The 22,264-nt window shown below is 63.2% G+C and carries 15 protein-coding genes; 12 read left to right on the top strand and 3 right to left on the bottom strand.

The features are described from left to right. The first annotated feature begins 348 nt into the window (after window positions 1-348). The 4 genes from aceE (at window position 349) to AC07X6_RS24050 (ending at window position 8,170) form a co-directional block, all read left to right on the top strand. Window positions 349-3,045: a pyruvate dehydrogenase (acetyl-transferring), homodimeric type gene (gene aceE / locus AC07X6_RS24035; protein ID WP_099408847.1), complete on the top strand. Its 2,697-nt coding sequence runs from the start codon at window positions 349-351 to the stop codon at window positions 3,043-3,045. Between the two features lie 94 nt (window positions 3,046-3,139). Beyond that, entirely contained in the window at window positions 3,140-4,798 is a 1,659-nt protein-coding gene (aceF, locus tag AC07X6_RS24040) for a dihydrolipoyllysine-residue acetyltransferase (protein WP_494792618.1), read from the top strand. 10 nt (window positions 4,799-4,808) lie between these two features. Beyond that, the gene (gene lpdA / locus AC07X6_RS24045) at window positions 4,809-6,587 is read left to right on the top strand and encodes a dihydrolipoyl dehydrogenase (RefSeq protein WP_494792619.1); all 1,779 of its coding nucleotides are present in this window, start codon (window positions 4,809-4,811) and stop codon (window positions 6,585-6,587) included. A gap of 413 nt (window positions 6,588-7,000) precedes the next feature. Beyond that, window positions 7,001-8,170, top strand: coding sequence for a hypothetical protein (locus AC07X6_RS24050; RefSeq protein ID WP_494792620.1), 1,170 nt, complete (start codon window positions 7,001-7,003; stop codon window positions 8,168-8,170). 8 nt (window positions 8,171-8,178) lie between these two features. Here AC07X6_RS24050 and AC07X6_RS24055 read toward each other — a convergent pair whose 3' ends face one another. Continuing rightward, complete coding sequence (locus AC07X6_RS24055) at window positions 8,179-8,898, bottom strand: TetR/AcrR family transcriptional regulator (protein WP_230539782.1); 720 nt, start codon at window positions 8,896-8,898, stop codon at window positions 8,179-8,181. Between the two features lie 144 nt (window positions 8,899-9,042). Here AC07X6_RS24055 and AC07X6_RS24060 point away from each other — a divergent pair, with 144 nt between their 5' ends. Genes AC07X6_RS24060 through AC07X6_RS24070 form a run of 3 tightly spaced genes read left to right on the top strand, consistent with a single transcriptional unit; the run spans window position 9,043 to window position 13,379 of the window. Beyond that, the gene (locus AC07X6_RS24060) at window positions 9,043-10,242 is read left to right on the top strand and encodes an HlyD family secretion protein (protein WP_494792621.1); all 1,200 of its coding nucleotides are present in this window, start codon (window positions 9,043-9,045) and stop codon (window positions 10,240-10,242) included. A gap of 6 nt (window positions 10,243-10,248) precedes the next feature. After that, a complete protein-coding gene (locus AC07X6_RS24065) occupies window positions 10,249-11,847 on the top strand; it encodes a DHA2 family efflux MFS transporter permease subunit (RefSeq protein WP_474292534.1) in 1,599 nt (532 codons plus the stop codon). A 53-nt stretch (window positions 11,848-11,900) separates the two neighbouring features. Then, entirely contained in the window at window positions 11,901-13,379 is a 1,479-nt protein-coding gene (locus AC07X6_RS24070) for an efflux transporter outer membrane subunit (protein WP_494792622.1), read from the top strand. Window positions 13,380-13,388: 9 nt separating this feature from the next. On the opposite strand, the gene AC07X6_RS24075 is transcribed toward AC07X6_RS24070, so the two are convergent. Continuing rightward, complete coding sequence (locus AC07X6_RS24075; RefSeq protein WP_494792623.1) at window positions 13,389-14,306, bottom strand: LysR family transcriptional regulator; 918 nt, start codon at window positions 14,304-14,306, stop codon at window positions 13,389-13,391. A gap of 112 nt (window positions 14,307-14,418) precedes the next feature. Between AC07X6_RS24075 and AC07X6_RS24080 the strand changes: the two genes are divergently transcribed. The 5 genes from AC07X6_RS24080 (at window position 14,419) to AC07X6_RS24100 (ending at window position 19,964) form a co-directional block, all read left to right on the top strand. After that, entirely contained in the window at window positions 14,419-15,018 is a 600-nt protein-coding gene (locus tag AC07X6_RS24080) for a short chain dehydrogenase (protein ID WP_494792624.1), read from the top strand. An 81-nt stretch (window positions 15,019-15,099) separates the two neighbouring features. After that, on the top strand, window positions 15,100-16,833 hold the full coding sequence (locus AC07X6_RS24085) for a dipeptidyl-peptidase 3 family protein (RefSeq protein ID WP_494792625.1): 1,734 nt from the start codon (window positions 15,100-15,102) through the stop codon (window positions 16,831-16,833). A 153-nt stretch (window positions 16,834-16,986) separates the two neighbouring features. After that, window positions 16,987-17,685, top strand: a complete 699-nt coding sequence (locus AC07X6_RS24090; protein WP_494792626.1) for a hypothetical protein — start codon at window positions 16,987-16,989, stop codon at window positions 17,683-17,685. Window positions 17,686-17,786: 101 nt separating this feature from the next. Continuing rightward, on the top strand, window positions 17,787-18,518 hold the full coding sequence (locus AC07X6_RS24095) for a BON domain-containing protein (RefSeq protein WP_230539774.1): 732 nt from the start codon (window positions 17,787-17,789) through the stop codon (window positions 18,516-18,518). 153 nt (window positions 18,519-18,671) lie between these two features. After that, window positions 18,672-19,964 carry an MFS transporter gene (locus tag AC07X6_RS24100; RefSeq protein ID WP_494792627.1) on the top strand — a complete coding sequence of 431 codons (1,293 nt, stop codon included), beginning with the start codon at window positions 18,672-18,674 and terminating at the stop codon, window positions 19,962-19,964. A 55-nt stretch (window positions 19,965-20,019) separates the two neighbouring features. Here the strand turns inward: AC07X6_RS24100 and AC07X6_RS24105 are convergent, their stop codons facing one another. Further along, window positions 20,020-22,170, bottom strand: coding sequence for a prolyl oligopeptidase family serine peptidase (locus AC07X6_RS24105; protein ID WP_494792628.1), 2,151 nt, complete (start codon window positions 22,168-22,170; stop codon window positions 20,020-20,022). Window positions 22,171-22,264: the final 94 nt, after the last annotated feature.

Below are 22,264 nucleotides of genomic sequence, written 5' to 3' on the forward strand. Positions count from 1 at the left end.
TGGCGGCGTTGCAGCTCCTTGCCGTACTGGCGTACTGTCTGCGTCGCCGCGCCTGGCCCTCGACATTTTTCAGGCCCGCTTGGCCCGGGGAGCCTGTGCGGACGACTGGGGTGTTGATTCCTTTTGCTACTCTGCTCATCCTAATTTCCGCACAGAATTTGCGGCAGTGCAGCATAAATTTCATAGGGTAATTTCACGATATGAAATGCTATATCGTAATTTGAAAAATACTAAATACGCTGTTAGAATCCCCACACTAAACCGACTTAATAGTAAATAATCAGCGAAATACCGTCCGACAGCGATCCGGAAAATCGGGGTGGGGCGTTCACAAAGGAGACTCAACAGATGTCAGCTCAACTGAACCAGGTAACGACACAGATCGGCACCGACCCGGATATGCAGGAAACCAAGGAGTGGCTGGACGCGCTCGAAGCGGTGCTGGAAAATGAAGGTCCGGAACGCGCGCATTACCTGATGGAGCGCATGGTTGACCTGGCCCGCCGCCGCGGCGCCCAGATCCCGTTCTCCAGCACCACCGCCTACGTCAATACCATCCCCACCAAGCAAGAAGCACACTGCCCCGGCAACCTGGAATACGAAGAGCGCCTGCGCTCGTGGATGCGCTGGAACGCCATGGCCATGGTGGTCAAGGCCAACCGCGCCGACGGCGACCTGGGCGGCCACTTGTCCTCGTTCGCTTCGCTGGCGAACATGCTGGGCATCGGTTTCAACCACTTCTGGCACGCGCCGACGGCCGACCACGGCGGCGACCTGCTGTACATCCAGGGCCACTCCTCGCCTGGCGTCTACGCGCGCGCCTTCCTCGAAGGCCGTTTGACGGAAGAGCAAATGCTGAACTTCCGCAAGGAAGTCGACGGCAAGGGCCTGTCTTCGTACCCGCATCCAAAGCTGATGCCTGACTTCTGGCAGTTCCCGACCGTGTCGATGGGCCTGGGCCCGCACATGGCGATCTACCAGGCGCGCTTCCTGAAATACCTGCACGCACGCGGCATCGCCAAGACCGACAACCGTAAAATCTGGGCCTTCTGCGGCGATGGCGAGATGGACGAGCCGGAATCCCTGGGCGCGATCGGCCTGGCCGCGCGCGACATGCTCGACAACCTGGTCATCGTGGTCAACTGCAACCTGCAGCGCCTGGACGGCCCCGTGCGCGGCAACACCAAGATCATCCAGGAACTGGAAGGCGAATTCCGCGGCGCGGGCTGGAACGTCGTCAAGGTCATCTGGGGCCCGGGCTGGGATGCTCTGCTGGCGCAAGACAAGGAAGGCATCCTGCAGCGCGTGATGATGGAAACCGTCGACGGCGAATACCAGAACTACAAGGCGAAAGACGGCGCCTACGTGCGCAAGCACTTCTTCGGCAAGCATCCGAAGCTGCTGGAAATGGTTGCCAACATGACGGACGACGACATCTGGCGCCTGACCCGTGGCGGCCACGATCCGCACAAGATTTACGCTGCATTCAAGATCGCCCAGGAACACAAGGGCCAGCCGACCGTCCTGCTGGTGAAAACCATCAAGGGCTACGGCATGGGCAAGTCCGGCGAAGCGCGCAACACGGCGCACCAGACGAAAAAACTCGACGACGAAGCCATCCGCGAAATGCGCGACCGCTTCTCGCTGCCGATCCCGGACGACAAGCTGGCCGACATCCCGTTCTTCAAGCCAGCCGACGACGCGCCGGAAATGGTCTACCTGCACGAGCGCCGCAAGGCCCTGGGCGGCTACCTGCCGCAGCGCCGCCAGAAGGCGGAAGAAACCCTGCCCGTGCCTGGCCTGGACGCGTTCAAGAACGTGCTGGAAGCGACGCCGGAAGGCCGCGAAATCTCGACCACGCAAGCCTTCGTGCGCGTCATTTCGACCCTGCTGAAAGACCCGAACCTGGGCCAGCGCGTCGTGCCTATCCTGGTCGATGAGTCGCGTACCTTCGGCATGGAAGGCCTGTTCCGCCAGATCGGCATCTACAACCCGAAAGGCCAGTTGTACGAGCCGGTCGACAAAGACCAGGTCATGTACTACCGCGAAGACAAGGCCGGCCAGATCCTGCAAGAAGGCATCAACGAAGCGGGCGGCATGAGCTCGTGGATCGCCGCGGCGACGTCGTATTCGACCAACGACCGCATCATGATCCCGTTCTACACCTTCTACTCGATGTTCGGCTTCCAGCGCATCGGCGACCAGGTGTGGGCTTCGGCCGACATGCGCGCCCGTGGCTTCCTGATGGGCGGCACGGCCGGCCGTACGACGCTGAACGGCGAAGGCTTGCAGCACGAAGATGGCCACAGCCATATCTTCGCCGCGACCATCCCGACCTGCATGCCGTACGACCCGACCTTCAGCCATGAAGTCGCCGTCATCATCCAGGACGGCCTGCGCCGCATGATCGCCAACCAGGAAGATGTGTTCTATTACATCACGATCATGAACGAGAACTACGCCCAGCCAGGCATCAAGCCAGGCCAGGAAGAAGGCATCCTGAAAGGCATGTATAAGTTGCAAGAAGGCAAGGCGGACGCCAAGCTGCGCGTACAGCTGATCGGTTGCGGCACCATCCTGCGCGAATCGATCTTCGCCGCCGAATTGCTGGAAAACGACTGGGGCGTGGCCGCGGACGTGTGGTCGGCGCCGTCGCTGACCCTGGTGGCTCGCGATGGCCAGGATGCCGAACGCTGGAACATGGTCAACCCGTCGAAGCAGCAGCGCGTGCCTTACGTGACGTCGCTGATGCAGGACACGGATGGCCCGATCGTCGCCACGACCGACTACATGCGCGCATTTGCAGAACAGATCCGCGCCTTCATGCCGAAGGGCCGCACCTACAAAGTGCTCGGTACCGATGGCTTTGGCCGCTCGGACAGCCGCGCCAAGCTGCGCGAGTTCTTCGAAGTGAACCGTTATTATGTCACCGTGGCCGCGCTCAAATCGCTGGCTGACGAAGGCAAGATCGACGTGTCGGTGGTGGAGCAGGCGATCGCCAAGTACGGCATCGACGCGAACAAACCGAATCCGGTGACCCAGTAATCGTTGTGCGGACCCGATGATGCCAGGGCGGTGCGAAAGTGCCGCCCTGGCGTGTGTGCGGGTCCATCTGACAAATAAAATAACGGAGCAAGCTATGAGCATTGTGGAAGTCAAAGTCCCGGATATCGGCGATTTCAAGGAAGTCGAGATCATTGAACTGATGGTCAAGCCAGGCGACACGGTCAAGGTCGACCAGTCCCTCATTACCGTCGAATCGGACAAGGCCAGCATGGAAATTCCATCGAGCCACGCCGGTGTCGTCAAGGAATTGAAAGTCAACGTGGGCGACAAGATCGCCGAAGGTTCGCTGGTGCTGCTGCTGGAAGTGGCGGACGACGCCTCGGCCCCGGCGCCAGCTGCCGCCGCCCCGGCACCTGCCGCTGAAGCCGCCCCGGCCGCCGCCCCTGCGGCCGCGCCAGCGCCTGCCGCCCCAGCCGGCGCGCCGGCCCTGGTCGACGTGACCGTGCCCGATATCGGCGACTTCAAGGAAGTCGAAGTCATCGAACTGATGGTCAAGGTGGGCGACGCGATCAAGGTCGACCAGTCGCTGCTGACGGTCGAATCGGACAAGGCCAGCATGGAAATTCCATCGAGCCATGCCGGTATCGTCAAGGAATTGAAAGTCAAGGTCGGCGACAAGGTCGCCAAGGGTAGCCTGGTGCTGGTGGTGGAAACGACCGGTGGCGCTGCCGCTCCTGCCGCTGCACCAGCTGCCGCGCCAGCGCAAGCTGCCGCCGCGCCAGCCGCCGCCGTCGCTTCGGCGCCGGTCGCTGCTGCTGCACCAGCGCCTGCCGCCGCACCTGCAGCGAATGGCAAGCTGGCGCACGCGTCGCCTTCGATCCGCAAGTTCGCGCGCGAACTGGGCGTGGAACTGGCGCTGGTCGGCGGTTCCGGTCCGAAGGGCCGCATCACCCAGGAAGACGTGCAGAACTTCGTCAAGGGCGTGATGTCGGGCGCGGTTGCTGCGCCAAATGCTCCAGTCGCTGCCAAAGGCGGTTCGGGCGTGGGCCTGGATCTGCTGCCATGGCCGTCGCTGGACTTCAGCAAATTCGGCACGACCGAATTGTTGCCGTTGTCGCGCATCAAGAAAATCTCGGGTCCGAATCTGCACCGCAACTGGGTCATGATCCCGCACGTCACGCAGTTCGACGAAGCGGACGTGACCGACCTGGAAGCGTTCCGCGTCGACACCAACGCGGCCAATGCGAAGAACAAGGATGCGGCCAAGCTGACCATGCTGGCATTCGTCATCAAGGCCTCTGTCGCCGCGCTGAAGAAATTCCCCGCGTTTAACGCATCGCTCGACGCCAAGGGCGAAAACCTGATCCTCAAGCAGTACTACAACATCGGCTTCGCGGCCGACACGCCGAATGGCCTGGTGGTACCCGTCATCAAGGGCGCGGACCAGAAGTCGGTCTCGCAAATCGCCCGCGAAATGACGGAACTGTCGCTGCAAGCGCGCGAAGGCAAGCTGAAACCGGCCGACATGCAGGGCGCCAGCTTCACGATCTCGTCCCTGGGCGGCATCGGCGGCACGCACTTCACGCCTATCGTCAATGCGCCGGAAGTGGCCATTCTGGGCCTGTCGAAAGCCTCGATCAAGCCGGTATGGGATGGCAAGGCCTTCCAGCCGCGCCTGATGATGGGCACTTCGCTGTCCTACGACCACCGCGTGGTCGATGGCGCGATGGGCGCGCGATTCTCCGTGTACCTCGGCGAAGTCCTGGCCGACATGCGCAAAATTCTGCTGTAAGGAGCGATTGATGAGCACAGTAGAGGTAAAAGTACCGAATATCGGCGATTTCAAGGAAGTCGAAGTCATCGAACTGATGGTCAAGGTGGGCGACACCATCAAGGTGGACCAGTCCCTGATCACGGTCGAATCGGACAAGGCCAGCATGGAGATCCCGTCGACCCACGCGGGCGTCGTCAAGGAAGTCAAGGTCAAGGTCGGCGACAAGATCGCCGAAGGCAGCGCGCTGCTGGTGGTGGAAGCGGCTGAAGGCGCGGCTGCTGCAGTGCCTGCAGCAGCTCCTGCACCAGCGGCGGCTCCGGCTGCCGCCCCTGCGGCAGCACCAGTTGCCGCCGCCATCCCGGCCGGCAATTACAGCGGCCAGGTCGACATCGACGTCGACATGATGGTATTGGGCGGCGGTCCTGGCGGCTACTCGGCGGCGTTCCGCGCGGCTGACCTGGGCATGTCGACGGTCATCGTCGAGCGCTACGCCACCCTGGGCGGCGTGTGCCTGAACGTGGGCTGCATCCCGTCGAAGGCGCTGCTGCACGTGGCTTCCGTCATCGATGAAACGGCGCACATGTCGAATACGGGCGTGACATTTGCCAAGCCGACCATTGATATCGATCAGGTACGCAAGTACAAGGAAGGTGTAATTTCGAACATGACGGGCGGCCTGGCCGGCATGGCCAAGGCGCGCAAGACGCAAGTCGTCACGGGCGTGGGGCAGTTCCTCTCCGCGAACCACATCGAAGTGACGGCTGGCGACGGTTCGAAAAAAGTCGTACAGTTCAAGCAAGCGATCATCGCCGCCGGTTCGTCCGTGGTGAAGCTGCCCTTCGTGCCGGAAGACCCGCGCATCGTCGATTCGACGGGCGCGCTGGAGTTGCGCCAGATCCCGAAACGCATGCTGGTCATCGGCGGCGGCATCATCGGCCTGGAAATGGCGACCGTTTATTCGACCTTCGGCGCGCGCATCGACGTGGTCGAAATGATGGATGGCCTGATGCAGGGCGCGGACCGCGACGCCGTCAAGGTGTGGCAGAAGTTCAACGAGAAGCGTTTCGACAACATCATGACCAAGACCAAGACGGTCGCCGTCGAGGCGTTGCCGGAAGGCATCAAGGTCACGTTCGAAGCGGCCGAAGCGGGTGCCACGGCGCCAGCGCCGCAAGTCTACGACCTGGTGCTCGTCGCCGTGGGCCGCAGCCCGAACGGCAAGAAGCTGGCGGCCGACAAGGCCGGCGTGCAGGTGACGGACCGCGGCTTCATCAACGTCGACAGCCAGATGCGCACCAACGTGCCGAACATCTTCGCCATCGGCGATCTGGTCGGCCAGCCGATGCTGGCGCACAAGGCCGTGCATGAAGCCCACGTGGCCGCCGAAGCGGCTGCCGGCCAGAAGTCGCATTTCGACGTCAAGGTGATCCCGTCGGTCGCCTACACGGATCCGGAAGTGGCATGGGCCGGCATCACGGAAGACGAAGCGAAAGCCAAGGGCATCAAGGTCGAGAAGGGACACTTCCCGTGGGCCGCTTCCGGCCGCGCCGTGGCCAACGGCCGCGCCGAAGGCTTTACCAAGCTGCTGTTCGACGCTGAAACGCACCGCATCATCGGCGGCACCATCGTCGGCACGCATGCGGGCGACATGATCGGAGAAATCGCCCTGGCCATCGAAATGGGCTGCGACGGCACCGATATCGGCAAGACCATCCACCCGCACCCGACCCTGGGCGAGTCGATTGGCATGGCAGCGGAAGTGTACGAAGGCGTGTGCACGGACTTGCCGCCGCCGCGCAAGCGCTGATGTTTTAAGCGCACGTTGCAACATTAAAAACCCGCAAGCGATTGCGGGTTTTTTTATATCCCTTGATCCTGGCAGCGTAAACCGCAGATAGGACGTTGCGGATCCATCGCATGTGAAAATTGGTGAGTATTGCCGTATGGAAAAAGTGGCAGAATGGAGGTCTGTCACCATGTTTTGCTTCAATAGCAGCGTGTGATTTTTCCAGGAATGTTGCCAGCGTGGGAGGCGGTCAAGTTCCGCTGTACTCAGAGCCTGTCCCGGTAGGTGAATACATCCCCTGCTGGCGACCCTCGGGAGCGGGGAGTCGTCGCATGGCTCGCTACGCGTCCTCCTCACGCCTTGTCCGCGCTCCTGATGAACTGCCAGCAGAAGACGCTCCCTACTGGGATAGGCTCTAAGAAAGTTTTGCAACAATGAAAAAATTTACCGCCCTTCATATTGCCGATGTCCGTTTGCGCAGGGCCGATGAGCAAGAGCAAGCCGTGATGCTGCACGCCTTGTACCAGGATGTGGCCGCTATCTTGGCGGCAGGCAAGAAGATCGATGCGATTTTCTTCACGGGCCAGCTGGTGGCGCTGGACGCCTGTGCCGGCACCACGCCCGTGTACGTCTACGAATCCTTCCTGCGCCCCTTGCTGCAGGCGGCCAGCTTGCCCGGCGCGCGTTTCTACCTGGTGCCGGGTAGCCGCCAGCAGGGCGTCGCGGCTGCGGCGCTGGGCAATGCCGGCTTCAGCTTTTTCTCCGCCGATGAGCACGCCAGCGCCGAGCAGCGCGCGCATTACAAGAATATCCACGCCGTGTTCCATGGCCACCAGCATACGGGCGACGCCAGTTCGCTGATGAAGTCGCTGGGCATCTTGTTCAAGAGCAATCCCGGCAGCCTGTATGGTGCGCATGGCCAGATGGCGGCGTTTGCCGTGCTCGAATTCGGTACGGACGCGGCCGATGGCGGCGCGCCAGGCACGCAGTGGACGGTGTCGCTGCGCGAGTTCGATGACGTAAGCAAGAACTTCGCCCTGTCGGTGCTGTACACGCCGAATGGCCAGGAAGCGGGGCAGATGGACGCCGAGTATGTATTTGCCACCTTGCTGCCGCAGCTGGCCGGCGAGCGCGGGTATCTCGATGGCTTGCTGGGCAAGGCGGGCGTGCAGCAGCGCGTGGCTGCCGGCGCGGCTGCCGATGCGCGCGAATTCCTGATCGAGCTGGCATTCGTGATGTTCGAAGCCAAGAGCGTGTTCCTCAACGAGGCGGAACTGGAGCGCTTTGCCAGCGACTATTGCGGCGTGAAAGGCTGGAGCATGGCCGCCGGGGATTGGCTGGCGCCGCTGTATGCGCGGGGCTTGCTGCTGCGGGACGATGGCCAGGTGGCATTTTCCTTCGATTACTTCCGCACCTATTTCCTGGCGCAGCGCTTTGAAACTTCGTTCGACCTGATGCGCTATGGGCCGGTGCGCCACGATGGAAGTGAGTCTTCACTCAGTGTTGATGGCGCGTCGGCAGCCCAGCCTTTCCTGCGTGCCTTGGGCTTGAGCGATGAACAGGCCGAAGCGGCGCTGCCGGAAGACTGCGGCCGCCCTGGCTGACTTCCGCGTCAGTCCGCCTGCGGCTGGCGCAGGGTGCCGTGCAGAAACAGGTCGAGACTGACTGCCACCTTGGCGCGCAGTTGCGCCACGTCCGGTTGCGCCTGTGGCGGAAACAGCAGGCGCGACATCTGATCGCCCAGCAGGCAATTGAGCAGGTGCAGCGCCAGGATGGAGGGTGTCAATTCCGCGCGAAACAACGGCGCGATGTCGGGGCGGCTGAAAAACTTGGTCAGCATTTCGCGCGTCTGTCCCGGCCCCACCTTGTAAAACGTTTCCGCCAGTTCCGGATGCGTGGCCGCTTCGGCCACCACCATGCGATTCAGGCGGATCGCCGCCGGCATGGTGACCAGTTGCACGAACAGCAGGCCGAACTCGCTCAAAATGGAGTGCAGGGGCCGCATGTCCGTTTCCAGCGCCGGCATGGTCGAAAAGTAGGCGGCGCGGCGTAATTCCACCACGGCATTGAACAAGCCCGACTTGCCGCCAAATTTCACATAAATCGTGCGCACGGCCACGTGGGCTTCGCGCGCGATCATTTCCAGGCTCACTTTCCCATACCCCTTTTCCAGAAACAGGCAGCCGGCCGTGTGCAGCAGGTTTTCCATGCGCGCCTCCATGTCGGCTGCGCGGGGGCGGCCGGCTGGCTTGCCGCAGCAGGAAAGCTCCTGGGCGGCGGCGTCGGATTCTGTATCGGTGGGCAAGGTATCGCTGAGGCCGGGATCGGACATGGTCTGGGTCTCTTTATAAGTTGGAGGGTAAGTGATGGCTCACACTGTAGTGCAAATTAAAATGAAATGCAATCGTTTCATTTCTTGACTTTGGCTTTTCTTTGCCCAATAATGAACCTATATCATTTCATTTCCGGAGCGAGTATGTCCAACCAGCCAGGCCAGGCAGAGCACAAGGTGCTGAGCGCCGTCCCACCCGCGGCCCCCGCCGCACCTTCCACGCCCGCCGCTTCGGCCAGCTCCGCAGCACCGAACAACCGCGTCAAAATCATCGCCGGCCTGATCGTCCTCGTGGCGCTGGGTGCCGGCGCGCGCATGTGGTACCGCAGCCACTATTTCGTGGAAACGGAAAACGCCTATGTGGCCGGCCACGTGCATCCCGTGTCGGCGCGCATTTCCGGCGTCGTCACCAAGGTTTTTATTGACGACAATCAAATCGTGAAAGAGGGCGACGTGATCGCCGAACTCGATCCATTCGACCAGCGCGTGAAGACCGAGCAGATCGCCGCGCAGATCGCCAGCGCCGAGCAGCAAGTGCTGCAGGCCGATGCGCAGATCGCGCAAGTGCAGGCGCAAGCGAGCGCCGCCCAGGCGCAGGTGGCGCAAGCCGATGCGCAGCTGCTGCGCGCCAAACAGGATGCGGAGCGCTATGGCCAGCTGTACACGAGCCAGATGAAAGCCGTCTCGAAAGCGGAACTCGACGCCGCCAACGCGGCCCGCTCGAGCGCCGTGGCCGACCTGTCCGCCCGCCGCGACAGCGCGTCCGCCGCCAAGGCGCAGATCGGCGCGGCGCAAGCTGCGCGCGACGTCGCCAAGGCGCAAGTGGCCGTGCTGCGCGTGCAACTGAAGGATGCGGAACAGCAGCTGCAATACAACCGCATCCTGGCCCCCGTCGCCGGCCGCATCGGCAAGCGCAACGTGGAAACGGGCATGCGCGTGCAGCCTGGCCAGCAGTTGACGGCCATCGTGCAGGACAACGTCTGGGTCACTGCCAACTTCAAGGAAACGCAGCTGGCCGACCTGCACCGCGGCCAGAGCGTGCACGTGACCATCGACGCCATGCCGGGCAAGAAGCTGGTGGGCACGGTTGACAGCTTTGCGCCTGCCTCGGGCGCGCAATTTGCCCTGCTGCCGGCCGATAATGCCACCGGCAACTTCACCAAGATCGTCCAGCGCGTGCCGGTGAAAATCGTCTTCCAGCCGGAAGACATCAAGGCCATGAGTGGCCGCCTGGTGCCGGGCATGTCGGTGATCGCCGAAGTGGAAGTGAACCAGCCCGAGCAGGCTCAGGACAAGGCCGCGCGCCACGCCGCCGCTCCTGCCGCCCAGACCACCGCACGCTAAGCTTCCATGAGCAGCTCCTCCACCACGCTGGCGAAGCCGCCAGCGTTTCCCGTGATCAGTGAGAAAGTCTCCGGACGCACCTGGCTGGCGGTCGGCGCCGGCATGCTGGGCGCCTTCATGGCGGTGCTCGACATCCAGATCACCAATTCCTCGCTCAGGGACATCCTTGGCTCGCTGTCGGCCACCCAGGAAGAAGGCTCGTGGATTTCCACGGCCTACCTGGTGGCGGAAATCATCGTCATTCCCCTCACTGCGCTGCTGGCGCGCGTGTTCGGACTGCGCGCCTATATGATAGGCACCACCGCTTTCTTCCTGCTGTTCTCCACCCTGTGCGGGGCGGCCTGGAACCTGGAAAGCATGATCGTCTTCCGCATGCTGCAAGGGTTTACGGGCGGCGCGCTGATCCCCATGGCGTTCACGCTGGTGATGCTCAAGCTGCCCGCCTCGAAGCGCGCCGTCGGCATGGCCATCTTCGGCCTGACGGCGACCCTGGCGCCGGCCATGGGCCCGACCCTGGGCGGCTATCTCTCCGAGCTGTATGGCTGGCCTTCGATCTTCTACATCAACTGGGTGCCCGGCGTGCTGCTGATCGCCGGCATGATCTATGGCCTGGACAAGGAGCCGATGCAGCTCAAATTGTTCTGGAAGGCCGACTGGCTGGGCATCTTCTTCATGGCCCTGGGCCTGGGCTGCCTGACCATCTTCCTGGAAGAGGGCAATTCGAAGGACTGGTTCGACTCCGGCTTCATCATCGCCTTCGCCGCGCTGGCCCTGACGGGCATCCTGGGCTGGGTCGTCACCAGCGCCACGCGCGCCGAGCCGTTCGTCAACCTGGCGCTGTACGGCCAGCGTAACTTTTTAGTGGCCACCGTGCTGTCGGCCGTGACGGGCATGGGCCTGTATGGCTCGGCCTTCCTGCTACCCCTGTTCCTGGGCCAGATCGCCGGCTATTCGCCGATGCAGATCGGCGAAGTCATCATGTGGGTGGGTTTGCCGCAGCTGTTCATCATGCCGTTTGTTGCCAAGTTGTCATCGAAGGTGGATAACCGCATCCTGTGCTCGTTCGGCCTCTTGCTGTTCGGCGGTTCGTGCATGATGAATGCCTACATGGACGCCTCCACCGGCTACGACCAGCTGCTGTGGTCGCAGGTGGTGCGCGCGCTGGGCCAGCCCTTCGTCATGCTGACCCTGTCGAACTTCGCCATGAAGGGTATCGCGCCGAAGGACATGGCATCCGCTTCGAGCCTGTTCAACATGACGCGCAACCTGGGCGGCTCGATCGGCATCGCCCTGCTGGCCACCGCCCTGAGCACCCGCGAGCATTTCCACTCGCAGCGCCTGGGCGAAGCGATCAACGCGTATTCCAGCGCCACGCAGCTGCGCATCGACCAGCTGACGTCCTCGTTCATGGCCAAGGGCTATGACGCCGTCACGGCCGGCAACCAGGCCTTGCAGGCGATCGACGGCATCGTGCGCCGCGAAGCCTATGTGATGGCCTACAACGACGGCTTCTTCCTCGTCGGCGCCATCCTGCTGGCCTGCATCGTGCCCCTGTGGCTGGCCGACAAACTCAAAGCCCCCGGTGGCGGTGGCGGCGGTCATTGAGCGCCGCACGCAGCCACCTCAAGAACAAGAAGGTAATCATCATGCAAACCATCATGCAAACAGTAATGACGAAAATCGCGCTGGCCGCTTCCCTTGCCGTGGCGCTGTCCGCCTGCGGCACCGTGGGCCAGGATTTCACGGCCCCGGCAAACGTGGCCGGTATCGATAACGGCACCTTCCGCCACGGCGCGGCCGCGGCGGACGCCGCGCAACTGCCCAAAGAGTGGTGGAGCATCTATGGCGACGCCACCCTGAACCGCCTGGAACTGAGCGCGCTGCAGGACAATCCCGGTGTAAAAGCGGCCGGCGAGCGATTGCTGCAGGCGCTGGCGCAAAGCGGCACGGCGCGCGCCAACCAGGGTCCGAGCGTGAACGTCAGCACGGGCATCTCGAACTCGCGCACCTCGGCCAACACCTCGCAGGGCCTGGCCCTGGGCAACCGCTCGATCAGCGGCAACAATTTTTCCGTCGGCGGCTCGCTGTCGTATGAAGTCGACTTGCTGGGCCGCGTGAAACGCCTGGTCGAAGCGGCCGATTCGCAGGCGCTGGCGGCGCAGGCGGACCGCGACGGCGTGCTGCTGATGCTGTCGTCGCAAGTGGCCAGCAATTACTGGCAGCTGCGCGGGCTGGATGCGGAAATGGCGATTTTGAATGGCGCCCTGGACACGCGCCGCGAGTCGGCGCAGCTGGTCGAGGCGCGCTTCAATGCGGGCCTGACGAATGAGCTGGACCTGGCGCGCGCGAAAGTCGAACTGTCGAACGCCCAGGCCGACCTGCATGAAGTCAAGCGCCAGCGCAACCAGCTGGAAAACAGCCTGGCCACCTTGACGGGCAAGCCGCCGTCGGCGCTGCAATTGCCGGTGGCCGCCGATCCGTCGATCTTGCCGCTGCCGCCAGCCATCCCCGTCGGCTTGCCGGCCAGCCTGCTGGCGCACCGTCCGGACCTCGTTTCCAGCGTGGCGGGCCTGCGCGCGGCGAACGCCCAAGTGGGCGTGGCCGAAGGCGCGTTTTACCCGTCGCTGCAATTGACGGGCAATTTCGGCTACGCCTCCGAAAAGCTGCGCGACCTGGCGCAGGGCGGTTCGCGCCAGTTCAGTTTTGGCCCGCTGGCCCTGTCCCTGCCCATCTTCGACGGCGGCCGCAACCAAGCCAATCTGGACCTGTCCAAGGCGCGCTATGCGGAAGCTGTGGCGAACCACGAAACGAAGCTGTTGACGGCCTTGCGCGAAGTGGAAGATGCGCTGTCCGACGTGGAACAGCGCCAGTTGCAGGGCGATGCCCAGGCCCTGTCGCAGGCAGCGGCGGCGCGCGCCTACCTGGTGGCGCGCACGCGCTACGAGCGCGGCATCTCGACCTACCTCGACGTCACCGACGCGCAACGCAGTTCGCTGGCGGCGGACCGCGCCGCCGCGCAGATCAAGACCCAGCGCCTGCTGGCGACGGTCGCCGTGGCCCGTTCGCTGGGCGCCGGCTGGCAGCCGGACGGCGAGCTGGCCAGACTGGCGTCCGCGCCCGCCGCAAAGGCCAATTAAGTACGACGGTTACGTGAGCGTGGCCGGTGGCGGTGTCGCCGCCGGCCCGTAGCGTTCCAGCAGAAAATCGATGAAGGTCGTCAGCTTCGGCGTGGGCTGGCGGTCGCGCGCATACACGAGGTGCATGGGGCGCGGCGCCGGCACGTAGCCGGCCAGCAGCGCCACCAGCCTGCCGGCGGCGATATCGCCAGCCATCAGGATTTCCGCCTGCATGACGATGCCGAAGCCGTGCAGGGCCGCCACGCGCAGCGCCTGCCCGTTGTTCGAGCGGAAGCGGCTTTCGCGCACGGGGCTGCCATCATCGTCGCCGCTCCTGGCCAGGCGCCAGCGCACGTGGCGCGTCCACTGCATGAAGTCCAGGCATTCGTGGCGCGCCAGGTCGGCCGGCGTGCGCGGCGTGCCGTGCCTGGCCAGATAGGCGGGCGCGGCGCAGATCACCATCGCATACGGCCGCAGCGCGCGCGCCACCATGGCGGAATCTTCCAGCTTGCCGATGCGGATGGCCGCGTCGAACCCTTCTTCCACCAGGTCCACCGTCCTGTCGTTCAGGTTCAGCTCCAGGCTCACTTCCGGATACGCATCGAGGTAATCGGCCATCAGTGGCGCGATGCATTCGCTGCCGAAGGACACGGGCGCCGTGATCTTCAGCTTGCCGCGCGGCGCCGCGCGCATGGCTTCCGCGCCCCGTTCCGCCGCATGGATGCTGGCCAGGATCTGGCGGCACTGTTCCACATACTGCTGGCCGATTTCCGTCAGGCTTTGCCGCCGCGTGGTGCGCGCCAGCAGCCGCGCGCCCAGCCGCTCTTCCAGGTATTTGATGTGCTTGCCCACCATCACGGGCGAAATATGGAATGCCTCGGCGGCGGCCGTGAAACTGCCCGCATCGACGACGGCGACAAAAATCTCCATGCTGCGCAATTTATCCATGGCATCCCGATTGCAAACTGTGGGTTGGTAATCTTGTAAATTCTAGCGTATTTATTCCTTTTCGTAAGCGGCGCATACTGGCTCCATCGTTCAACCCACACAAGGAAGCAGCATGAAAATCGTCATCATCGGCGCCAGCGGCACCATCGGCACGGCCGTCGCCGCCCAACTGGCGCCACGCCATGAAATCATCGAAGTGGGCAGCCGCAGCGGCACCCACCAGGCCGACATGGGCGACATCGCGCAAGTGCGCGCCCTGTTCAAGCGCATCGGCAAGGTCGACGCCGTCGTCGTGACGGCCGGTAAAATGCATTTCGGTCCCCTGGCCGAATTTACTCCAGAGCAATTCCAGGTGGGCCTGGAAAGCAAGCTGATGGGCCAGGTCAACGTGGCGCTGGTGGCGCAGGAATACCTGAACGACGGCGGTTCGATTACCCTCACCAGCGGCATCGTGGCCGAGCAGCCTATCCGCTTCGGCACGGCCGCCAGCATGACCAACGCGGCCGTGGAAGGTTTTGTAAGGGGCGCCGCCATCGAGTTGCAGCGGGGCGTGCGCATCAATGTCGTCAGCCCGACGGTGCTGGCCGAGTCGCTGGAGTCGTACGGCTCCTTCTTCTACGGCTTCGAGCCGGCCGCCGCCAGCCGCGTGGCCCTGGCGTACAGCCGCAGCGTGGAAGGGGCGCAGACGGGGCAGGTGTACAAGGTTTGGTAAAACCTGCCCTACAGGCGGGGGCGCTGGTGGATTACAATTTGCCTCACTTGGGGTCTGACCCCAGAATTTAACCGAGGCCCCATGAAAAAACTCCTGATTCCCCTGCTGATGGCCGCCGCCGTCGGCAACGCCTGCGCCGCAACGCCAGCGGCCGCGCCAGCCGCCCCGGCCACCGCCGCGCAACTGACGGCCATGAGCGCCCGCTACGCGCCCGTCGCGCTGACGGCCGACGTCACCCACCTGTCCGCTGGCGACCGCCAGGCCATCGCCAAGCTGGTCGAAGCGGCCAAGCTGGTCGACGTGCTGCAGCTGCGCCAGCGCTGGTCCGGCAACGAAGCCCTGTGGGCAGCCCTGAAGAAGGACAAATCAAAGCTGGGCCAGGCCCGTCTGAACTATTTCTGGATCAACAAGGGTCCATGGTCGGTGCTCGACGCGCACGCTTCGTTCATGCCGGCCAGCTATGCGGGCATCGCCATTCCCGCGCACAAGCCGGAAGCGGGCAATTTCTATCCGCAGGGCGCCACCAAGGCCAGCCTGGAAACGTGGATGAATGGCTTGCCGGCGGACGACAAGCAGCAGGCGCAATGGTTTTTTACCACCATCCGCGCGGGCAAGGATGGCAAGTACCAGACCGTCAAGTATTCGGACGAGTACAAGGTGGAGCTGAAACAGCTGGCCAGGCTGCTCGACGAGGCGGCGGCCGCCACGGATAATGCATCGCTGAAGAAATTCCTGACCCTGCGCGCCAAGGCTTTCCTCGACAACGATTATTTGCCGTCCGACTTCGCCTGGATGGATCTCGATTCGCCCGTCGACATCACCATCGGCCCGTATGAAACGTACAACGATGAACTGTTCGGCTACAAAGCCGCGTTCGAAGCCTACGTGAACATCCGCGACCAGGCGGAGACGCAAAAGCTGAACTTCTTCGCCAAACACATGCAGGAGCTGGAAGACAACCTGCCGCTCGACGCCCGCTACCGCAACCCGAAAGTGGGCGCGCTGGCGCCGATGGTGGTGGTCAACCAGGTGTATGGCGCGGGCGACGGCAACATGGCCGTGCAGACGGCCGCCTACAACCTGCCCAATGACGAGCGCATCATCAGCGCGCGCGGCTCCAAGCGCGTCATGCTGAAGAACGTGCAGGAAGCCAAGTTCAAGGCCACCCTGACGCCGATCTCGAAACTGGTGCTCACACCCGAAGCGCAGCAGGACGTCGATTTCAATTCCTTCTTCACGCACATCCTCGCGCATGAAATCATGCACGGCCTGGGTCCGCACGCGACCGTCGTCGACGGCAAGGCTTCCACGCCGCGCCAGGACTTGAAGGAAGCGTATTCGACCATCGAAGAGGCCAAGGCCGACATCACGGGCTTGTTCGCGCTGCGCTACATGATGGACAAGGGCCAGCTCAACGACACCCTGGGCCAGGGCGAGGCGGCCGAGCGCAAGCTGTACAACACTTTCCTTGCCTCCGGTTTCCGCACCCTGCATTTCGGCCTGACGGATTCGCACGCGCGCGGCATGGCCATCCAGATGAATTACATCCTCGACAAGGGCGGTTTCGTCTCGCTGGGCGATGGCAGGTTCGGCGTCGATTTTGCGAAGATCAAGCAGGCAGTGATCGACCTGGACCGTGAATTTCTGACCATCGAGGCGACGGGCGACTATGCGCGCGCGCAAGCGATGATGACGAAATACGTGGTCATCCGCCCAGAGGTACAGGTGGCGCTCGACAAGATGAAGGCCGTGCCCAACGATATCCGTCCGGAATTCGTCACGGCCCGCGCGCTGGATAAGATGACGAAGCAATAAGCTGACCTTGATTATTATCAGTCTGAAAAGCCGGTGCCTTGCGCACCGGTTTTTTTTCGTCTTTATTTGCGAAAAGTTGCCAGTTTTTCCTTGTGGAAATACGTCCACCGCTTACTCTGCAGTGGTAAATCCTCCTTTCTTCCCGTCTATCCCATGTTGAAACCGCTCTTGCTGATGAGCTTGCTCATCGTTTTGCCCGCCGTGGCTGGTCCCGGGCTGACCGATCTGGAAACCCGCTGGCTGCAGGCGGGCCAGCCCGTCATCGCGTTTGCGCGCGCGCAAGGTTTGCCCGTCGATATCATCGTGCAGCCCCAGGATGCGCCCGGCGCCGTGCCGCTGGCGCTGGGCTACGAAGGGGGGCGCTGCAAGCTGGTGCTGTCCCTGCGTGGCAATGCGCAGGCGGACAGTGTCTTGCAGGGTGTGCCACCCACGCGCCACGGCCTGATGATGGAAGCGATGACGGCGCATGAAATCGGCCATTGCCAGCGCTATGCGCAGGGCGACTGGCACGCCTTGCCGCGCGGCTTCGTTGAGCCGCGCAGCATGCAGAAAGGCAAGTTGACGGCGCTGGCGCAGGAGTTGCGCGAGACGCGCCGCGAAGAGGCTTATGCGGACCTGGTCGCCCTGGCCTGGATGCATGGACGCCACCCCGGGCAGTACCGGGACGTGCTGGCCTGGATGCGCGGCGTGCGCGCGGCTGGCGAGGCCGCGGGCGGCGGTGTAGGCAGTTCCCACGCCACGCAGGCATGGCTGGCGCTGGCCGATGGCGCAGGCGCATTTGATGACTCCGCTTCACCATTTGAACAGGCGCAAGTATTGTGGCGGAAGGGCTTGAGCGGCGACAAAGGATAGTGAGTTTTTGCGTGAATGGCGTGTCAGCGTGTGCTGTCGCACGGAGCTTTGCGCGCGGCAGGGGTCTAATCTGGGCATCAACTAACCAGAGAGGAACCATCATGAACAAAATGATCGCACTCATGCTGGCCGCCAGTGCCAGCGCCCTGCTTGCCGCCGCGCCCGCGTATGCGCAGGACGCCTCGTACAAGAGTTTGACGGACAAGGCAACGGCCGACTACAAGCAGGCCAAGGCCGCCTGCGACAGCCACAGCGGCAACGCGAAAAAAGTCTGCGTGGAAGAAGCCAAGGTGGCGCGCGCCAAGGCCGAGTCGGACGCCGTGGCCCAATACCGCAACACGCCGCGCGAACTGGGCAAGGCCCGCAAGGACGTCGCCAATGCCGAGTATGACCTGGCCAAGGCCAAGTGCGGCGACCGCACGGGGGCCGACAAAACCACATGCATGAACGATGCCAAGGCTGCGAAGTCGGCCGCGCTGGCCGACGCCAACACGGGCGCCAAGGCCGGCACCAACGTGGCGCAGAATCCGCCCGCCACGACGAAGGAAAACTGCGACGCCATGGATGCGACGGCCAAGGCCGCCTGCATGACGCGCAATGCGGCCGGCAGCACCAAGACGGCCATGTCCGACTCCGTCATCACCACCAAGATCAAGGCGGACCTCGTCAAGGACAACGACTTGAAAGCGCTTGACGTGCACGTGGAAACGGTCAACGGCGTCGTCATGCTCAGCGGTTTCGTGCCTTCCCAGGAGCAAGTAAAGAAAGCCGCCGACCTGGCCCGTGGCGTGGAAGGCGTGAAGGACGTGAAGAATGGCTTGAAGGTCAAGTAAGCGGCGTCTTCACAAGTCTTGCAGCCAGGACTGGAGTGGCACGCAGCAGTGTCGCTCCAGTTTTTTTGATTGTATAAATTACGATCATAATATAACATGGAAAAAATCCCGTCGGCTGGTGCTGGCCGGTATTCACTTTTTCATGAGGACGGCATGCTTTCTCTTCCCTTTTCGCGCTGGCTGGAGCGGCGCGGCATCCACTTTGCCTGGGTCATCGTCGCCATTACTTTCCTTACGGCCCTGACGTCATCGGCCGCGCTGGGCTTGCCAGGCGCGCTGATGCAGCCCCTGAGCCGCGAATTCGGCTGGGATGCCGAGCAGATTTCCTCCGCGCTGGCCGTGCGCTTCGTGCTGTTCGGTTTGATGGGGCCGTTTGCCGCCATCCTGATGGAGCGCTTCGGCTTGCGCAATATCATCTGCGTGGCCCTGGGCCTGATCGCGGCCGGCATGCTGCTGGCCACGCGCATGACGCAGTTCTGGCATCTGGTGGCCTTGTGGGGCATCCTGCTGGGGCTGGGCTCGGGCATGACGGCGCTGGTCTTGAGCGCCGTGGTGGCGAACCGCTGGTTCGAGACGCACCGGGGCCTGGTGGTGGGCGTGCTGACGGCCAGCTCGGCCACGGGCCAGCTGCTGTTCCTGCCCGTGGGCGCCTGGCTGATCGAACACTTCGGCTGGCGCACGGCCGTCCTGCCCGTGTTTGCCGCCTGCGCCATCGTCGCCGTGCTGGCTTTCCTGTGCATGCGCAACCGTCCGCAGGATGTGGCCTTGCGTCCGTACGGCGCCGACCCGGCCACGCCGCTGGTGGCGTCGCCGTCGGCAAGCATGACGTTCGCCACGCCTTTTTTGATCCTGCGCAGCGTGGCTTCCAATCGTACCTTCTGGATACTGTTCGGCACCTTTTTCATCTGCGGCCTCAGCACCAACGGCCTGATCCAGACGCATTTCATCTCGCTGTGCGGCGACTCGGGCCTGTCCGCCGTGCCGGCCGCATCCGTGCTGGCCATGATGGGCGCCTTCGACCTGTTCGGCACGATCCTGTCCGGCTGGCTGTCTGACCGTTATGACAACCGGAAATTGCTGTTCTGGTACTACGGCTTGCGGGGCTTGTCCCTGTTCTGGCTGCCGTATTCGGAATTCACCCTGTACGGCCTGTCGTTGTTCGCCATGTTCTACGGCCTGGACTGGATTGCCACCGTGCCGCCGACCGTCAAATTGGTGGGGGCCACGTTCGGCCGGGAGCGGGCGGGCATGGTGTTCGGCTGGATCTTCGCGGGCCACCAGCTGGGCGCCGCCGTGGCCGCGTATGGCGCGGGCCGCATCCGCACCCTGATGCTGACCTACAACCCGGCCCTGTTCGCGGCCGGCGCCGCCTGCCTGCTGGCGGCGCTGCTGGTGCTGGCAATCCAGCGGCAGAAGGCGGCCGTGGCCGCCGTCCAGAGCGCATGAAAAAAGCCAGGCCCGCGTGAGCGGGGCCTGGCCTTTCAAGAAGTGCGCAACACGATTATTTCAGATACTTAGCCAGCCATCCTTCGACTTCGCTATAGAAAAAGCGGCTGTTCTCGCCCTTCAAAATCCAGTGGTTTTCGTCCGGGAAGACCAGCAATTTCGCCGGCACGTTCAGGCGCTGTTGTACTGCAAAGTTCATCAGCGCATTGTTGGCCGGCACCCGGTAGTCGAGCTCGCCCACCGTGATCAGGATGGGGGTGGTAAAGCCCGTGCCTTTTTCGTGATTGCCTGCTTGCATGACCGGGCTTTGGTCGCGCCACACGGGCAGGTTCGACCAGACGGGGCCGCCCGCATTCGTTTCACGGCCGAAACCGCCATCGCTGGTGCCCCACTGCATGATCAAATCCATTTCGCCCGCGTGCGAGACGATGGCCTTGTAGCGCGTGGTGGTCGCCTGCAGCCAGTTGGCCAGGTGGCCGCCATAGCTGGCGCCGCCGGCAGCCAGTTTCGTGCTGTCGATGAACGGATATTTCTTGATGGCTTCATCGACGCCCTGGTTGACTTCATCGCCCGGACCCTTCAACGGGTCGAACTGGATCGAGCGCGAGAATTCCTCGCCATAGCCGGTGGAACCCTTGTAATCGGTCAGCAAGACAACGTAGCCTGGCTTGGCCAGCAAGTGATAGTTCCAGCGCAGCACGAACTGGTCGCGCCACATGCTGGCCGCGCCGCCGTGGATGACGGTAAACAGCGGGTATTTCTTGTTAGGGTCAAAGTTGGCGGGCTTGATGAGCATATTGTGGATGCGGCGGCCGTCGGCCGTGGTGAACCAGAAGTGCTCGGGCGCCTGCCAGTCGATTTTATCGGCCTTGTCCGTGTTGAATGCCGTCAGCCGTTTCGGCTGCTTGCCGTTGAACGCATAGATTTCCGGCGGATTGATGCTTGACTCCCACACGCCGACCAAAGCCTTGCCGCCGCTGCTCAGCGAATTGATGCTGCCCGTCGGCAAGGATGGCTCCTCGCGCACCTCGCCGCCCCTGACGTCGATCGAATACAGCTTTTCCAGGCCCGCGTGTTCATAGCTGAAGATGACGCGCTTGCCGCCTTCGGGCAGCACGAAGCGCGCAATCGACCGGTCCAGCTTGGCCGTCAGGATGGCCGGCGCAGGGTTGCTCATCGGCCAGGCGAAGCTGGCCAGGCGTTTCACGTCATACACTTTACCGGGCGTTTGCGCGTCGCTCAATGCAAACAGGGTCTTGCCGTCGGCGGCAAATTTCAGGGAACCGTAGCTATGTTTGTCCTGCGTCAAGCGCTGCGCTTCGCCGCCGGCCACGGGCAGCAGATACAGTTGCGAGTAGACGGCTTCGCGCTGGGCCGCGTCGCGGTTGCTGGCCGCGTTGAAGACGACGGCCTTGCCGTCCGGCGTCCAGACGGCGTCCAAGGATTGCCCCTCGTCACCCTGACCGCCGCCAAAGCCCGGCAGCGCCACCAGTTGCGTGCCCGACAGGATGTCGCGCGCGGTGTTGTCACCTCGTGCTGCGGCGTCGGCGTCGACGATGAACAGGCGCACCTGCTTGTCCGTCAGCCATTTGTCGAAGTAGCGCGGTGCCGTCGTTTCATACGAGCGGGCGCTGACTTTGCGCTCCTTGCGCTCTTTTGCGCTCTGCTTGACGTCGGCTTCCGTCTTGTTGCCAGGATAGATGTCGCTGATGAACAGCAATTGCTTGCCGTCCGGACTCCATTTCGGCATGCGCGCTCCCAGGGTGAGCGAGGTCAGGCGCTGCGCTTCGCCGCCGGCGGCCACGTCGAGGCGGTAGATCTGTCCCGCTTCATCGCCGTCGCGCTTGGCGACAAACACCAGCTGGCGGCTGTCCGGCGACCAGGCCACGGCGCCTTCGCCGCCCTTGGAATACGTCAGGCGACGCGCGGGGCTGTCATCAAGCAGGGACTTGATCCACAGGTCCGACCATTGCTCCTTGCTATCGTAGGCGCTGTCGACCACGGAAAACACGGCCCAGCGTCCATCGGGGCTGGCGACGGGTGCGCCCACCCGTTTCATCAGCCACACGTCTTCATGCGTGATGGCGTGTTTGGCGGCGGCTTGCGGGGTGGCGGCAGGCGCGGCGGCGGTGGTATGGGAAAGCGAGGCGCAGGCCGCTGCGATCAGCAGGGAGCCGAGGGAACGGCGAAGACGGGGTAAGGTCATGGGCGTGGTCCGGGTAGTGAAAAAAGTACAGCGGGCAACATTATTGCCCATCGATTCGGCCACTGCCAAGGCCATGAACCGTTACTTACCCGGC

This window comes from Janthinobacterium sp. GW460-12-1-14-LB5 (assembly GCF_059423585.1).

Coding starts and splice junctions, on each gene's coding strand:
- aceE (WP_099408847.1), top strand. CDS start 349: ATGTCAGCTCAACTGAACCAGGTAACGACACAGATCGGCACCGACCCG.
- aceF (WP_494792618.1), top strand. CDS start 3,140: ATGAGCATTGTGGAAGTCAAAGTCCCGGATATCGGCGATTTCAAGGAA.
- lpdA (WP_494792619.1), top strand. CDS start 4,809: ATGAGCACAGTAGAGGTAAAAGTACCGAATATCGGCGATTTCAAGGAA.
- AC07X6_RS24050 (WP_494792620.1), top strand. CDS start 7,001: ATGAAAAAATTTACCGCCCTTCATATTGCCGATGTCCGTTTGCGCAGG.
- AC07X6_RS24055 (WP_230539782.1), bottom strand. CDS start 8,898: ATGTCCGATCCCGGCCTCAGCGATACCTTGCCCACCGATACAGAATCC.
- AC07X6_RS24060 (WP_494792621.1), top strand. CDS start 9,043: ATGTCCAACCAGCCAGGCCAGGCAGAGCACAAGGTGCTGAGCGCCGTC.
- AC07X6_RS24065 (WP_474292534.1), top strand. CDS start 10,249: ATGAGCAGCTCCTCCACCACGCTGGCGAAGCCGCCAGCGTTTCCCGTG.
- AC07X6_RS24070 (WP_494792622.1), top strand. CDS start 11,901: ATGCAAACAGTAATGACGAAAATCGCGCTGGCCGCTTCCCTTGCCGTG.
- AC07X6_RS24075 (WP_494792623.1), bottom strand. CDS start 14,306: ATGGATAAATTGCGCAGCATGGAGATTTTTGTCGCCGTCGTCGATGCG.
- AC07X6_RS24080 (WP_494792624.1), top strand. CDS start 14,419: ATGAAAATCGTCATCATCGGCGCCAGCGGCACCATCGGCACGGCCGTC.
- AC07X6_RS24085 (WP_494792625.1), top strand. CDS start 15,100: ATGAAAAAACTCCTGATTCCCCTGCTGATGGCCGCCGCCGTCGGCAAC.
- AC07X6_RS24090 (WP_494792626.1), top strand. CDS start 16,987: ATGTTGAAACCGCTCTTGCTGATGAGCTTGCTCATCGTTTTGCCCGCC.
- AC07X6_RS24095 (WP_230539774.1), top strand. CDS start 17,787: ATGAACAAAATGATCGCACTCATGCTGGCCGCCAGTGCCAGCGCCCTG.
- AC07X6_RS24100 (WP_494792627.1), top strand. CDS start 18,672: ATGCTTTCTCTTCCCTTTTCGCGCTGGCTGGAGCGGCGCGGCATCCAC.
- AC07X6_RS24105 (WP_494792628.1), bottom strand. CDS start 22,170: ATGACCTTACCCCGTCTTCGCCGTTCCCTCGGCTCCCTGCTGATCGCA.